This window comes from Thalassotalea sp. PS06 (assembly GCF_007197775.1).
Classification (GTDB): domain Bacteria; phylum Pseudomonadota; class Gammaproteobacteria; order Enterobacterales; family Alteromonadaceae; genus Thalassotalea_A.
The window spans coordinates 3,087,931-3,102,016 of record NZ_CP041638.1; the positions used below are offsets into that span (position 1 = coordinate 3,087,931).

Sequence of the window (14,086 nt, forward strand, 5' to 3'; positions counted from 1 at the left end):
AGCTTTGCTGAAACTCCACCTTCAAAATGTCGTCTATTTTGACTCCACCAGCGAAGCTTACCTCTTTAAGCAAAAAGGTCCTGAAAGGACCTTTTAACTAATAAACCACACCAGGAAACCGCCCAGTAATAACCGATAAATGACAAATGGCATCATTCCAAGTTTATCGACAAGGATCAGGAAATAGTGGATACAGGCATAAGCGCTGACAAAAGCGATACCGCTTCCTAACGCAATCGCCTGCCAGTCTACTGCTTCTGAGCTGGTTACCAACTTGAAGGTTAAATAGCTACCCGCCATGGCAATGGCAGGTATTGATAAAAGAAAAGAAAAACGCGCCGCAGCAGTGCGGGTTAAGCCCAGCATCAAGCCCATGGTCATAGTGATACCACTTCTCGAGGTACCCGGTATTAGAGCGATTGCCTGCGCCAGACCAATCATCATTGCACCTTTAAAACCAAGGGCACTAATCTCTTTATTCTGTTTAGCCTTAATATCTACAAAGCCTAAGAGCAAACCAAAAACGATCGTAGTAAGAGCAATAACCGCTGCGCTTCGCAGGTGCTCTTCAATAAAGTCTTTACCTAACAGACCAAACAGGCCAGCAGGAATCGTCGCAAAAAGAATCCACCAGGCAAGTTGGCTATCTGCCGTGTGCTCTTTCTTAGCGATAGAGTTACCCCAGGCAAACAGCATATCGCCGACTTCCTGACGAAAATAAATCATTACCGCCAACAAGGTTCCGACATGAACGGCGACGTCGAATGCCAATCCCTGATCCACCCAACCTAATAACTGCGAAGGCAAAATCAAATGTGCTGAGCTGGATATTGGCAAAAATTCGGTAAGGCCCTGGATTAGCGCCAGAACAATAATTTCAACGGTAGACATAGGTTCATTCAGGCCAGTTAAATGGCACTTTCCTTATGATTTGTTTATTTTTATCGTATTCATTCCAAAGTTGTTGATAGGTTTTCTTCAACACTGGATGCACTAAATTTGGTGCAAGCTCGGACAACGGCCATAACACGTAGGCATTTTCCGGGATCTCATCTCTTGGGATTTGTACCGGCGTTTCCATCACCTGATCATCGTATAACAGGATATCCAAATCCATTTTCCGGGCACTAAATTTCTTGGAAAAATCGATACGACCCTGCTCTTTCTCAAGTAGCTTGAGATCCTGGCCAACCTGCCCTGGACTCACATCTGTTTGCACTTCAGCAACCAGATTGAAGAAGTGATCGCCAACAAAGCCAACCGGTTCACATTCATAAACAGAGGATAACAAGACGTCACCATACAGTTCACGCAATGCCCTAACCCCGGCAATGATCTGAGCTTCCCGATCAATATTACTGCCGATAGATATAAACACTCTGGCCATTAACTGCGCTCGCCCCGTTCAATGATAATGCCCACGGCATTTGCCTGTTCAACGGCACCAGGTTTAGCGATTTTGATCCGGATCCAGTCAATCTGATACTTGCTTATCAATGAATCCACCAGGCGCTGGCCCAGGGTTTCGAGTAAATCAACGGGATTTTCCTGGCAAAATTGCTCAACAAATTCAGATACTTCAGCATAGTCTATGGTTTTCGCTAATTCATCATTACTTGCAGCAGGTCGCACATCGGTGGCGATATCGATATCAAATACAAGAAGCTGTTTAATCTTCTTTTCCCACTCGTAATAGCCAATGGTGGTATGCACCTTCAGGCCTTCAATAAAAATAATGTCCATAGTGACGGAATGACCGGTAGTTAAAATAAATTATGCGATGAAAAGTATCGAATTGGAGCGGATAAATCGTTAACTGAGTTAAATGTCTCCAAACTCCCCATATATTTGATTAGAAGTATTAAAATTAATAGTTGTAAGCAAATATAAATACCCGCAAATATTACCCATTCGACGCTAGAAAAACCACTAAATACCTTGTTAGAATGGGATTTCATTGAATTTTGTTTAAATTTCCAACACCTGAAACTTCAGGTAATGAAACTAACAAAACAGGGGCTCCGACTTAAGATTATGGTTTGGATTTCGATTGGCATCATTATTATGGCTTATCTGTTAGGCTCTATCTCTAGTGCCATTCTGATTTGTCGTTTGCGTGGTCTACCGGATCCCCGTACCCAGGGTTCGCACAACCCCGGCGCCACCAACGTCCTGCGCATATCCAATAAAGCCACCGCCGCTGCGGTATTGTTCCTTGATGTGTTGAAAGGTGCAGTCCCGGTTTATGGTGCATTCTTGCTCGGCGTTGAGCCAATCTATCTCGGCTTAATCGCAATCGCCGCCTGCCTTGGTCATATGTACCCTATTTTTTTCCGTTTTCAGGGTGGTAAAGCCGTAGCAACCGCATTTGGCGCCCTATCCGCCATCGGTTGGACATTCTCACTCGCTCTTATCATCACCTGGCTTGCGGTTTTTAGAGCGACAAAATACTCATCACTAGCGGCAATTGTTACCGTTTCCCTGGCACCTTTATATACCTTTTTCCTGAAACCTCTTTATGTTCAGGAAGTAACCATGTTGTCACTATTAATCATATTCCGTCATCGCGACAACCTTGTACGTTTGTGGCAGGGTGAAGAAGGCAAGATGAGGTCAAAGCACGGTACCAAGTAACCCCTTACCCATTCACTTCTTGATTGGCTCGGGCGGTATTGCTACCATACCTGGTCTAACCAGTTTACTATCTAAATTCCCAAATCATGAATCTTTATTTTCGTTTTTTCACCATGATGCTGACATCGTGGTTTAAATCTGCTGTTGATGTTTTCGAACCATTTACTTCCAAGCATATCGTCTGGCCGACGGATTTAGATTTGCTGGGACATATCAATAACGGCCGCTACTTTACCATTACCGATAATGTTCGGGTCGAGATGATGATCCGCGCAGGTCTTTGGCAGGCCATTCGCAAAGAAAAGTTTTATCCGGTTATCGCCGGTGAAATGGCTCAGTTTCGCAAGCCATTATTACCTTTTCAGCGCTATGAAATCGTTACCCGCTTTAGTGGTTGGGACGATAAGTTTTTCTACGTTGAGCACACCTTCAAATCAAAACGTGGCGTGCATGCGTTATTGATGGTGAAGATTCGTATTATCAGTGACAGCGAAAGGCGTATTTCGCCAAAAGAGATGCTGGAATTAATCCCGGATGCCAATGTTGATGCTATCAACGTTTGCCATATCGTTGATAAATGGAATGAAAGCTCAATGGATCATTGGCAGCAACTGAGCCGCTAAACCCAATTAGCAATTGCAATGCACAAACCCAAATAAAAAAGGGCCGGTTTTCACATCGGCCCTTTTTTGTATGCATTCGATCAAGGGGGCAGAATCGTTGAACGTTTCAACGACTCTGCCCCCCGATTTTGAAGCGTTAATTCCTATACAGGCGGTAAGGTATCCAGCGGCCATCTTGGGGTTGCCTGAAAGGTAAGTTCAGCATCCACACCAGCTTTTAATCGCTGCATCCCGGCAAACGCAATCATCGCGCCATTGTCGGTACAATACTCGGGACGAGGGTAATAAACGTTACCGTTTAACTTCTTCATTACCGCAGCAAGTTTCGCTCGAAGCTCTTTGTTGGCACTCACGCCACCGGCAATCACCAATCGATTCAAACCACATTGCTGCAAGGCACGCTTACATTTAATAGTTAGGGTATCGATTACCGCATCCTGGAATGCATAAGCGATATCTGCCTTTGTCTGGTCACTATCGTCTTCTTTGTAAATAGTATTAGCAGCAAAGGTTTTTAGACCTGAAAAGCTAAAATCAAGACCTGGACGGTCGGTCATCGGACGCGGAAATTTAAAGCGCCCTGGGGTGCCACTTTCTGCCATTTTCGCCAATACCGGACCTCCTGGATAATCCAGGCCTAAAAGCTTAGCGGTTTTATCAAATGCTTCACCGGCAGCATCATCAATGGATTCACCCAATACTTCATACTCGCCAATACCATCGACTCGCACGAGTAATGTGTGACCACCGGATACTAACAGGGCAATGAATGGAAACTCGGGAACATCTTCTTCCAGCATTGGTGCCAACAAGTGACCTTCCATATGATGCACAGGTACTGCTGGGATCCCCCAGCCATAGGCTAAGGATCGACCAATAGAGCAACCCACTAGTAATGCCCCTACTAAGCCAGGGCCTGCAGTATAGGCAACACCATCGAGATCTTCCGGTGTCATATTCGCATCTTTTAGCGCTTCATTAATTAAAGGCAGGGTTTTTCGAACATGATCTCTCGATGCTAATTCCGGGACAACACCACCATAATCGGCGTGTACATCAATTTGCGAATACAATCGGTGAGCAAGAATTCCCTGCTCCTCATCAAAAATCGCAATACCGGTTTCATCACAAGAGGTTTCAATACCTAAAATACGCATGTTTATTTACCTAAAATTAACATTTTCAGACACTTTCGTCTGAAGGATCCCGAAATGATCAAAGATTTGCAGGCGATCTTAGCGCCCGTTACAAGATTTCACCAGTTGTTTTAAATAAAACTCGATTAAAACTTTACATCCAAGGATCGATCGGATTAAAATACCGCACCATTTTTAAACAGCCCGGATATTTTTGTTTTCCGGGTCAAAGTATTCACTAGAGGTGAGAGGCACAATGCCAGTAATTAAAGTAAGAGAAAACGAGCCGTTTGATGTAGCTCTTCGTCGTTTCAAACGTTCATGTGAAAAAGCAGGTATCCTTTCTGAAGTTCGCCGTCGCGAATCTTTCGAGAAGCCTACCTGGGAACGTAAGCGCAAGAAAGCTGCTGCTGTTAAGCGTCACGCGAAGAAAGTTGCTCGCGAAAACGCTCGTCGTATCCGTTTATATTAATACTTTAAGGAATCTCCTGAAGTTATGAGTTTGCTAAGTCAACTCAACGACGAGATGAAAAACGCCATGCGTGCCAAAGACAAAAATCGTCTTGGCGTTATTCGCATGGCGTTGTCAGCTATTAAGCAGGCAAAAATCGATAATCAAAAAGAAATGTCCGATGATGACATTTTGGCACTGTTTACCAAAATGATAAAACAGCGCAAAGAATCGGTTGCCATGTACACCGAAGGTGGACGTGAAGAAATGGCTGCTGCAGAACAAGCTGAAATTGCAGTGATTGAAGAGTTTTTGCCACAGGCATTAACCGCTGACGAAGTGCAGCAATTAATCACTCAGGCGATTGCCGATTCAGGTGCCGCATCCATGGCTGATATGGGTAAGGTAATGGCAATCTTAAAGCCACAAATGCAAGGACGTGCCGACTTAGGCAAGGTTAGCGGACAGGTGCGAGCAGCACTTAACAGCTAAGACCTTCAATGTATTTAACAGAACCGTGCTGATGATCAATTAGCGCGGTTTTTTTATCCTTGAAATTTAACTAATACGGATACCAAGTCCACTAAGTGTTTTCCCACCTAGTGAGATTTTAATGGAATTGGTATGATTTAGCTGACAACTGACTCACCGTTAGTGTAAGTTATATGATCACTCGCTCCCAAGATAATAAGCGCAATTCGAATAGGCTATGGCTGGATTAATCCCACGACAATTTATTGACGACCTGCTCGCCAGAACCGACATTGTCGATTTAATCGATTCCAAAGTCAGTTTAAAAAAAGCCGGTAAGAACTATCAGGCCTGTTGTCCATTCCACAGCGAAAAAAGCCCGTCATTTACCGTTAGCCGAGACAAACAGTTTTATCACTGCTTTGGTTGCGGTGCTCATGGCAATGCCATCTCCTTTATCATGGAATATGAGCGCCTGGAATTTGTTGATGCCATTGAAGAGCTAGCGGGCCTTGCTGGCGTCGAGGTGGAACGCGAGCAAAATATCAGCCCAGAGCAACAGCGTAAACAAGCTCAGGTTCATAAACAAAAGCAGGACGATTACCAGTTAATGGGTAATATCGCTCGCTTTTATCAGCACAACCTAAAACACCATAACGATTCCAAAGACGTTATCGAATACCTCAAAGGCCGGGGTTTAAGCGGTGAAATCGTTAAAAAATTCGGTATTGGTTATTCCGCCGACTCCTGGGATGGCGTCATGGGTCAGTTTGGTCAAAGTCAGCAACTCTCTAGTCAGCTTGTTGAGCTTGGGATGGCAATTCAGGGCGATAAAAATCGCCCGTATGACCGGTTCCGTGGCCGGGTAATGTTCCCGATTACCGATAAGCGCGGCCGGGTGATAGGTTTTGGTGGCCGGGTGTTATCCGATGGTACCCCAAAGTATCTCAACTCGCCGGAAACCCGCATTTATCATAAAGGTCAGGAGTTATATGGTCTTTATGAAGCGAAGAAATACGCCAAAGATTTACAGCGCCTTGTGGTTGTTGAAGGCTATATGGATGTGGTGGCTCTTGCCCAACACGACATTCCTTATGCGGTTGCATCGCTTGGCACATCAACCACGGTAGAGCAGTTACAAACCCTGTTTCGCACCGTTAAAGAAGTTATTTGCTGTTATGACGGCGACCGTGCTGGTCGCGATGCCGCCTGGCGCGCGATGGAAAATGCTTTGCCATTAATTCGTGATGGTTATTCCCTGAAATTTGTATTCCTGCCAGATGGCGAAGACCCGGATACCTTGGTTAGGGATCAAGGTAAAGAAGCCTTTGAAAAAATCTTAGATAACGCTAAGCCATTATCGAAATTTATCTTTGAGCATTTGTTATCGGAAGTGGATATTAATTCCCTTGAAGGTAAAGCCGCGCTGGTGGATAAATTCCAACCTTACTTAGCGAAAATGCCTGACAGTGTACTGAAAGATTCCCTGATGACTGAGCTTGCCAACAACTTTGGTCATGGTAGTGAACAACAACTGGCGCGATTAACTCAAACAAAATCAAACACTTCTAAGCCGGCGAAAAATGATGCAAAAAATAAGGTGACGCCAGTGCGTCTTGCTATTGCATTATTGCTCGAGCATCCCCATTTAGAGGGAGTATTAGAAGATTTTTCAGTACTGGATAACATCGAACTTCCCGGTATCAACATTCTGCGTCAGTTATTGCAGCAATGTCGCGCCAACCCGGAATGCTCTGGTGCGCAGCTGGTAGAAAACTGGCGTAACACGGAAATTGGTCCGGTACTGGCCAAGTTATTAATCTGGGAACATCATATCGACAAAGATGCCGCCGAAGGCGTATTTATCGATACCCTGGATAAAATTCTCAACACTTTTGTTGAGCAACGTACAGAAACACTTTTACAAAAGGCACGTTTAGGCCAATTGAATCCGCAAGAAAAACAGGAACTTCAGTCGCTGTTGAACGCCCAAAGCTAGGGTTTTCGGCTACTGGTATTTCTCAATTCGACTTGCTATAATTTCGGCCTTTACTGTTCGTATTTTGATAGCCAAATAGGTGGACAATCGTCGATGGACCAAGCCCCGCAATCTAGACTCAAAGAACTCATCACTAAAGGTAAAGAGCAAGGTTACTTAACCTTTGCCGAAGTGAACGATCACCTGCCGCAGGACATTATCGATTCTGATCAAGTGGAAGATATCATCCGCATGATTAACGATATGGGTATTCAGGTATTTGAAAATGCGCCGGATGCCGATACATTGATGATGAGCGAAGCGAATACCGATGAAGACGCAGCAGAAGCGGCGGCTCAGGCACTAGCCACGGTAGAAAGCGAAATCGGTCGCACCACAGATCCAGTGCGCATGTACATGCGTGAAATGGGTACGGTTGAACTCCTTACCCGTAAAGGCGAAATTGTTATCGCCAAACGTATCGAAGAAGGTATTCGTGAAGTACAACGCAGTGTTTCAGAATACCCACCAGCCATTAACTACCTTCTAGAGCAATGGGATAATTTTGAAGCCGAAGAAATTCGCTTAAGCGATATCATTCTTGGTTTCCTTGACCCAGACGCGGAAGAAGAAGCCGCACCAACGGCTACTCACATTGGTTCTGAACTGTCTGAAGAAGAATTGGAAGACGAAGATAACGATGGCGCAGATAGCGATGACGACGACGAAGAGGAAGAGGACACAGGTCCTGATCCTGAATTGGCTCGTGAGCGTTTCACTGAACTTCGTAACCTTTACGAAAAAGCCAATAAGATCATCGACAGCAAAGGCCGTAATCACAAAGACGCGGTAGCGGTTATCGATGAAATCGCTGAAGTATTTAAAGAATTCCGTTTAGTACCTAAGCTATTTGATCGCTTAGTGAAAAACATGCGTGATGTAATGGATCGAGTTCGTGTTCAGGAACGTCTTATCATGAAACACTGTGTGGTTGGCGCAGGCATGCCAAAAACCACCTTCATTAAGGTTTTCCCTGGTAACGAAACAAAATTAGATTGGTTGGAAAAAGAGATCGCTGCTGGTCATGCTTATTCTGACAAATTGAAGCTTATTAAGTTTGATGTCGAGCGTTGTGTTTACAAGTTAAACGCATTGGAAGAAGAAACTTACCTGAGCGTTCAAAGCATTAAAGACATCAACCGTCGTATGTCTATCGGTGAAGCAAAAGCTCGCCGTGCGAAGAAAGAAATGGTCGAAGCCAACTTGCGATTGGTTATCTCAATTGCCAAGAAATATACCAACCGTGGTTTACAATTTCTGGATCTTATCCAGGAAGGTAATATTGGTTTGATGAAAGCGGTAGACAAATTTGAATATCGTCGCGGTTATAAGTTTTCAACCTATGCTACCTGGTGGATTCGTCAGGCGATCACTCGCTCGATTGCGGATCAGGCACGTACCATACGTATTCCGGTTCACATGATTGAGACCATCAATAAGCTAAACCGTATCTCTCGTCAGATGCTTCAGGAAATGGGTCGAGAACCTACGCCTGAAGAATTGGCTGAACGTATGATAATGCCGGAAGATAAGATCCGTAAGGTACTGAAAATTGCCAAAGAGCCAATCTCAATGGAAACACCAATTGGTGATGATGAAGATTCGCACTTAGGTGATTTCATCGAAGATGGCAGTGGTGAGTTACCAGTGGATGCGGCAACGACCGAGAACCTTAAGAATGCGACTCACGAAGTCCTGGCCGGTCTTACCGCTCGTGAAGCAAAAGTTCTTCGTATGCGTTTCGGTATCGATATGAACACCGACCACACCTTAGAAGAAGTTGGTAAGCAGTTTGACGTTACCCGTGAGCGTATCCGTCAAATCGAAGCAAAAGCGCTTCGCAAGCTACGCCACCCTTCCCGCTCTGAGCAGCTGAAAAGCTTCTTAGACGGCGAGTAAATCGAGTTAAAAAAAGCCCGCTAACGCGGGCTTTTTTGTTTTAGAGGGATGCTGCGCGGGTTTTGGCCAGGGATGGTCTATATGCCGAAAATGCATGGAGCAATTGTCGGTGGAGTTTCAATAAAATTGAAATGGTGGAATCGAGATAGAAAACATCTCGAGGAAACAGGTTTCTCCCACCTTCCTTTTCCACCTCAATTCGTCCTATTTTCTTCCACCTCCCACCTCAATTCGCTTGCCTAATTTACGCAGAACATACGCACACCGTCATTTCCAGCTACGACTGGAAATCAAGGCAAATAGCGTCATGCCGTTACTGGAATATAACTAGAAAACATCTCAAAAATACAGGTTTCTCCCACCTTCTTCTTCCACTTCAATTCGTCCTATCTTCTTCCACCTCCCACCTCAACTCGCTTTAATCTGCGCAAAACAAGTGCTAACCGTCATTTACAGCTACGACTGGAAATCAAGGCAAATAGCGTCATACCGTTACTGGAATATAACTAGAAAACATCTCAAAAATACAGGTTTCTCCCACCTTCTTCTTCCACCTCAATTCGTCCTATCTTCTTCCACCTCCCACCTCAACTCGCTTTAATCTGCGCAAAACAAGTGCTAACCGTCATTTCCAGCTACGACTGGAAATCAAGGCAAATAGCGTCATACCGTTACTGGAATATAACTAGAAAACATCTCGAGGAAGCAGGTTTCTCCCACCTTCCTCTTCCACCTCAATTCGTCCTATTTTCTTCCACCTTCCACCGCAATTCGCTTGCCTAATTTACGCAGAACATGCGCACACCGTCATTTCCAGCTACGACTGGAAATCAAGACAAATAGCGTCATGCCGTTACTGGAATATAACTAGAAAACATCTCGAGGGAAGAGCATTTCCAGGCTTCGGAGAAGCGTTCTTACTTCCACCTTCCTCTTCCACCTCCCACCTCAACTCTTGCTTTTTTCTCCCACCTTCCACCTCAAATTTTTTGAAAAATAATTTGCCTCCCGAGTTTTCTTTTAACCATTCATGGCTATGCTTAAGTTATCCAACCCTTTGCATAGAAACATGAATAATAAACGCTACGTTTCCATCTGGATCGCCCTGTTGTTTTGTCCTGTTGCTGTACAGGCGTTACCTGACGAAGATAAGACTGATCAGTGGCAGATATCTCTGACATCGGCTCCTGCCGGTAGTCCTGTAATTTCAGATACCCAGTTGCTTGATAGCTATCTAGAGCCTGCTAATCCGATCAATGGTATCCTCGCCTGGGACACCAAAAACAAGCACAAAGGGGAAATCTTCGTAAGCCAGAATCAAGGGGAAATCTTACCGATTGACGGCCCGATACAAACCGATGTACAAACCAGTTATGTCCATATCGGTGGTAACTTACGATTAAATGAAGGCCGGGTTCCTTTATACCTCCTCGGTGGTCTCGGTGTTTCTCACATCGAAACCAACACTAATGAGTTAGGTAGCTCTACCCGCCCTTCTGCGAACGTTGGTCTTGCTGCAGAAATACCGGTTAACAAAGCCATAAATGTGAAGTTTGAAACCCGGGTGATTGCCACCTTCTATGAGGGCAATGATGAAATGTTCTGTGATACCGGTGAGTGTGTTATCAATGGTTCTTCAAATTTCTGGTATCAGGCCGATGTTAGCGCCGGTGTCGTTTTTAAGTTTTAAAAGCGGCCAGAATTCAACTGAACAACATTTCGCCAATCAATCCTGAAAGCTTCCACTTTTTCCATTTCCAATGGTGACATTAAAATAAAAAATGCTTATACTTGCCGCCACTTTTTGCTAATGTCATTAGCAAAGTCCTGATGTAGAACTTAGGTTCAACTTCTCTGAATGGCCCTTTAGCTCAGTTGGTTAGAGCACCCGACTCATAATCGGTAGGTCCCCAGTTCAAGTCTGGGAGGGGCCACCATTCTTTTTAATGCCTACACAGTAAGCTATCACTGACATAACAGTATAAGACTCGATTTTGACTGTAGTTATGCCTGTACTAAGGGGAAATTAACTCTTTTTATAACGTGCGAAAATACCCTTTTTTATGGCTGCGGAAAACACCCTTTTTTCTAGTGGGGAAAAATACCCTTTTTCGCTGATTCTATTTAAACAGAGTTTACAGCTTGAAAGCGAAGCAAAGCATTTAATTCGAAGACTTCTTCAAACCATGTAACCCCGAAAAGCCGTGCCGCTGTAACATTCTGAATAAGCTTTTGGCTGTCCATACATTGCCCACGCTAGTTTTGATATTTCTATAATTCAAATTATCTACTATCAATCTATACGACGGTGGGTGCATGTATGGAGCGATTAAAACTTTCAGTTCTTCGATGACATTTTCGTTATGTTCATGTTGTTCAATTCGCTTCATTACCTTTATTCCACCTTCATGAATTTGTTTTTATTTTCAATAAAATAACTTGGAGTAAGCAAAACGTCTTAGAGATCTTCGTAAAATTGGTAATAACCTTTAACTGGGATAAATTTTTCTTGTCTGCCATCGGGATATAAATGTTCATAATCGATCAAATTATCGGCTTCGTTCAAAGCTCTCAAATCCCCCACGCCCAACCCGCCAGAAACTTGCAGAACTAACAACCTTTGTTGCTCCATATAGATGTTCATAAATAACCTCCTTGTCATTTAAGGACTCTAAAGATAAGCGAACAATTAATAAAAACAAAGCGTTGTAAATTAATTAACTTACATCGAGGTTTTCGATACCATACACACAATGAAGAATGCTTACATAAAAAGGTCAAAAATTGAAAGCTATAGCATTTCTAACACTGCTTTTACTATCGCTGCATTGCATAGCTGCCAGCCCAAACAATGATGGAAAACTGTTAATTTGCACTTAAAACTGACCCACGATTTGCATTCAATAATGATCCGTTCTTATCAAAAACTTGTGTCGTTCATTCATATAGTTAGCATTCATATTCTGGCTCCCTTTTGAACGCAACTTTGTAGTCTTTTCGGATCAATTCTGTATGCAAATTAACACATGAGCACTCAAAACGGTTTTATGAACAACTCTAGGTTCGCCATCATAAGGTTCATCAATCAGCCCCTCGTTGCCATTAAAAGTTGTTCGATTCATTGTCTAAATATTTTACTACCGAGGAAAGCCCCTCAATAACAGCATGAATTAATTGACTATTTTACATGGCTTGTTTTTTGCCTAGGTACGTTGAGCTTTAACAATAACCTACATAGGAAACAACATGATTACATTAAAAAAATTCTTGGTTGTATAGCTTTAATGGGTATCACTTCTTTTGCTCAAGCCGGTATAATATGGGACGAAAGTGTTGATGGCGATTTAAGTGATGATTTCATGAATCCGACTCAACTGGTATTACAAGCCGGAGATAATTTATTACTCAGTCAAGTCGGAAATATCACAACTGACTATAGCGATTACTTTAGCCTTTCACTGTCAGCTGACTTAACGCTTTCACAGATAGTAGTTATCGCTTATGCTCCAGGGAATAACAATTCATCAACAGCATTCGATGCATGCAATGCTGGCGTCGACTGTAGTGCGTTTCCTTTGCAGATTTATGATGTAACATTAGCGACTGTAGGAATGGACCTCTTTCCCGTACTTGGACTACCTGCTTTATTCCGACTCGGCGAATCGGCTGGGCCCGCGTCGTTGGAGATAAATTTCATTGTTGATAGGTTGCAAGAACCCAGAGATGTACCTTTGCCAGGCACGATCCTGCTTATACTAAGCGGCATGGTTGGGTTTATGGCGAAAAGACTAAAAAGCAAAAGTTAACAATACCCTAAATCTCCCCAAACTTAAGAAGTCTCGATTGGCTATGGTCAATTATTCAAACTAAATTGGTCGGAGAATACAAGCTCACGGATGAGCCTTGTTTAGCCCGTCACTACACTGCTTAAAAAGCAACATCTTATATGAACACAACGCACCTAGCAAAAGAGCCAAAATCTCTATACCACTACACTGCAACTCAAGAAAGGCTCGACTTGAGTTCCTCTGACGAAAATTGGAAAAGGCGACTATCAAAAATTATTTGCCGCGGCCGATTTGTCGACAACAAAACTTACACAGCATTAAACCCACACAAAGACACGAAATAATAACCAACTGATTTAAAACAATAAATACGGCATGGACTGAAACTTGCTCTATCTGACTGAATTCATTCCATTACAGAGGAGAACTATCGATGAGAAAGCTTGTCGCATTGTTGTTCTGTCTGATGCTTTCTAGCGTATCACAGGCAGCCTTGTTGACTATTGAAGGGAATTTTGAGACTAACAATGATGTTGCTTATATCGAGCTGAATTTACCCGTTAGTGGTGACTATATATTCTTCACAACCTCGTGGGGACGCGGTAATTTCGATCCAATTCTAACGCTATTCGATTATGAAGGTGACTTAATTACATATAATGATGACGATTATCTGTACGATTACCCGAGTGAGTATGGTGGAAGCGTTTGGGATTCAGCGATCCATATATTTTTGGAAGCCGGAAGGTACCTGATTGCGATAACAGAATTTCCAAACTTCCCGAACGGAAATAGCATTTATGATGACCCGTTTGACAGGGTTTGGGAAATTGAACCTCCATCAGGCGGCACTACATTTACATTTCACGTCGAAGGAGCTGTAACTCGCGCAGGTGGATATTGGGAGGTGTTTCGTGATGACATGGACTTTATAAGAGAGCCAGAGCCAGTGCCAGAGCCAGGTAGTTTACTTTTACTTGTTATTCCTTTATTTGCCCTCCTAAGACTGAGAGCCAAGATATAAACGCAAAGGTTAATGCCTTTTT

General features: G+C 43.5%; 14 protein-coding genes and 1 tRNA gene. 10 read left to right on the forward strand and 5 right to left on the reverse strand.

The annotated features are described in order from the left end of the window. Nucleotides 1–93 precede the first annotated feature (93 nt). From FNC98_RS13575 to folB, 3 genes are read right to left on the reverse strand one after another with little or no spacing between them, the layout of a single operon-like run. The gene (locus tag FNC98_RS13575) at nucleotides 94–891 is read right to left on the reverse strand and encodes an undecaprenyl-diphosphate phosphatase (RefSeq protein WP_144034846.1); all 798 of its coding nucleotides are present in this window, start codon (nucleotides 889–891) and stop codon (nucleotides 94–96) included. Between the two features lie 4 nt (nucleotides 892–895). Next, nucleotides 896–1,387: a 2-amino-4-hydroxy-6-hydroxymethyldihydropteridine diphosphokinase gene (gene folK / locus FNC98_RS13580; protein ID WP_144034847.1), complete on the reverse strand. Its 492-nt coding sequence runs from the start codon at nucleotides 1,385–1,387 to the stop codon at nucleotides 896–898. Next, the gene (gene folB / locus FNC98_RS13585) at nucleotides 1,387–1,743 is read right to left on the reverse strand and encodes a dihydroneopterin aldolase (RefSeq protein ID WP_144034848.1); all 357 of its coding nucleotides are present in this window, start codon (nucleotides 1,741–1,743) and stop codon (nucleotides 1,387–1,389) included. Before folB ends, folK begins: the two co-directional genes overlap by 1 nt. 255 nt (nucleotides 1,744–1,998) lie before the next feature. Between folB and plsY the strand changes: the two genes are divergently transcribed. Further along, a complete protein-coding gene (plsY, locus tag FNC98_RS13590; RefSeq protein WP_260680363.1) occupies nucleotides 1,999–2,634 on the forward strand; it encodes a glycerol-3-phosphate 1-O-acyltransferase PlsY in 636 nt (211 codons plus the stop codon). Nucleotides 2,635–2,720: 86 nt separating this feature from the next. Beyond that, a complete protein-coding gene (locus FNC98_RS13595) occupies nucleotides 2,721–3,257 on the forward strand; it encodes an acyl-CoA thioesterase (RefSeq protein ID WP_144034849.1) in 537 nt (178 codons plus the stop codon). Between the two features lie 143 nt (nucleotides 3,258–3,400). On the opposite strand, the gene tsaD is transcribed toward FNC98_RS13595, so the two are convergent. After that, nucleotides 3,401–4,414 (reverse strand): tRNA (adenosine(37)-N6)-threonylcarbamoyltransferase complex transferase subunit TsaD, encoded by a 1,014-nt coding sequence (gene tsaD, locus FNC98_RS13600; RefSeq protein WP_144034850.1) that lies wholly within the window; start codon nucleotides 4,412–4,414, stop codon nucleotides 3,401–3,403. 235 nt (nucleotides 4,415–4,649) lie between these two features. Here tsaD and rpsU point away from each other — a divergent pair, with 235 nt between their 5' ends. The 6 genes from rpsU (at nucleotide 4,650) to FNC98_RS13630 (ending at nucleotide 11,189) form a co-directional block, all read left to right on the forward strand. After that, nucleotides 4,650–4,865 (forward strand): 30S ribosomal protein S21, encoded by a 216-nt coding sequence (gene rpsU / locus FNC98_RS13605; RefSeq protein WP_136734521.1) that lies wholly within the window; start codon nucleotides 4,650–4,652, stop codon nucleotides 4,863–4,865. A gap of 24 nt (nucleotides 4,866–4,889) precedes the next feature. Beyond that, nucleotides 4,890–5,336, forward strand: a complete 447-nt coding sequence (locus FNC98_RS13610; RefSeq protein WP_144034851.1) for a GatB/YqeY domain-containing protein — start codon at nucleotides 4,890–4,892, stop codon at nucleotides 5,334–5,336. A 217-nt stretch (nucleotides 5,337–5,553) separates the two neighbouring features. Next, complete coding sequence (gene dnaG, locus FNC98_RS13615) at nucleotides 5,554–7,314, forward strand: DNA primase (protein ID WP_144034852.1); 1,761 nt, start codon at nucleotides 5,554–5,556, stop codon at nucleotides 7,312–7,314. A gap of 93 nt (nucleotides 7,315–7,407) precedes the next feature. Further along, on the forward strand, nucleotides 7,408–9,252 hold the full coding sequence (gene rpoD / locus FNC98_RS13620) for an RNA polymerase sigma factor RpoD (RefSeq protein WP_144034853.1): 1,845 nt from the start codon (nucleotides 7,408–7,410) through the stop codon (nucleotides 9,250–9,252). Between the two features lie 1,069 nt (nucleotides 9,253–10,321). Continuing rightward, nucleotides 10,322–10,942 carry a hypothetical protein gene (locus tag FNC98_RS13625; protein WP_144034854.1) on the forward strand — a complete coding sequence of 207 codons (621 nt, stop codon included), beginning with the start codon at nucleotides 10,322–10,324 and terminating at the stop codon, nucleotides 10,940–10,942. Nucleotides 10,943–11,112: 170 nt separating this feature from the next. Continuing rightward, nucleotides 11,113–11,189 (forward strand) — tRNA-Ile (locus tag FNC98_RS13630). A 521-nt stretch (nucleotides 11,190–11,710) separates the two neighbouring features. Here the strand turns inward: FNC98_RS13630 and FNC98_RS13635 are convergent. Next, complete coding sequence (locus tag FNC98_RS13635; protein ID WP_144034855.1) at nucleotides 11,711–11,896, reverse strand: hypothetical protein; 186 nt, start codon at nucleotides 11,894–11,896, stop codon at nucleotides 11,711–11,713. Between the two features lie 640 nt (nucleotides 11,897–12,536). On the opposite strand from FNC98_RS13635, the gene FNC98_RS13640 reads away from it, so the two are divergent. Next, complete coding sequence (locus FNC98_RS13640; protein WP_144034856.1) at nucleotides 12,537–13,058, forward strand: hypothetical protein; 522 nt, start codon at nucleotides 12,537–12,539, stop codon at nucleotides 13,056–13,058. Nucleotides 13,059–13,473: 415 nt separating this feature from the next. Further along, nucleotides 13,474–14,064, forward strand: coding sequence for a DVUA0089 family protein (locus tag FNC98_RS13645; protein ID WP_144034857.1), 591 nt, complete (start codon nucleotides 13,474–13,476; stop codon nucleotides 14,062–14,064). The last annotated feature ends 22 nt before the right edge of the window (nucleotides 14,065–14,086 follow it).

What these genes read in the sequence shown, in the direction of transcription:
- FNC98_RS13575 (WP_144034846.1), bottom strand. Translation starts at nt 891, where the DNA reads ATGTCTACCGTTGAAATTATTGTTCTGGCGCTAATCCAGGGCCTTACC.
- folK (WP_144034847.1), bottom strand. Translation starts at nt 1,387, where the DNA reads ATGGCCAGAGTGTTTATATCTATCGGCAGTAATATTGATCGGGAAGCT.
- folB (WP_144034848.1), bottom strand. Translation starts at nt 1,743, where the DNA reads ATGGACATTATTTTTATTGAAGGCCTGAAGGTGCATACCACCATTGGC.
- plsY (WP_260680363.1), top strand. Translation starts at nt 1,999, where the DNA reads ATGAAACTAACAAAACAGGGGCTCCGACTTAAGATTATGGTTTGGATT.
- FNC98_RS13595 (WP_144034849.1), top strand. Translation starts at nt 2,721, where the DNA reads ATGAATCTTTATTTTCGTTTTTTCACCATGATGCTGACATCGTGGTTT.
- tsaD (WP_144034850.1), bottom strand. Translation starts at nt 4,414, where the DNA reads ATGCGTATTTTAGGTATTGAAACCTCTTGTGATGAAACCGGTATTGCG.
- rpsU (WP_136734521.1), top strand. Translation starts at nt 4,650, where the DNA reads ATGCCAGTAATTAAAGTAAGAGAAAACGAGCCGTTTGATGTAGCTCTT.
- FNC98_RS13610 (WP_144034851.1), top strand. Translation starts at nt 4,890, where the DNA reads ATGAGTTTGCTAAGTCAACTCAACGACGAGATGAAAAACGCCATGCGT.
- dnaG (WP_144034852.1), top strand. Translation starts at nt 5,554, where the DNA reads ATGGCTGGATTAATCCCACGACAATTTATTGACGACCTGCTCGCCAGA.
- rpoD (WP_144034853.1), top strand. Translation starts at nt 7,408, where the DNA reads ATGGACCAAGCCCCGCAATCTAGACTCAAAGAACTCATCACTAAAGGT.
- FNC98_RS13625 (WP_144034854.1), top strand. Translation starts at nt 10,322, where the DNA reads ATGAATAATAAACGCTACGTTTCCATCTGGATCGCCCTGTTGTTTTGT.
- FNC98_RS13635 (WP_144034855.1), bottom strand. Translation starts at nt 11,896, where the DNA reads ATGAACATCTATATGGAGCAACAAAGGTTGTTAGTTCTGCAAGTTTCT.
- FNC98_RS13640 (WP_144034856.1), top strand. Translation starts at nt 12,537, where the DNA reads ATGGGTATCACTTCTTTTGCTCAAGCCGGTATAATATGGGACGAAAGT.
- FNC98_RS13645 (WP_144034857.1), top strand. Translation starts at nt 13,474, where the DNA reads ATGAGAAAGCTTGTCGCATTGTTGTTCTGTCTGATGCTTTCTAGCGTA.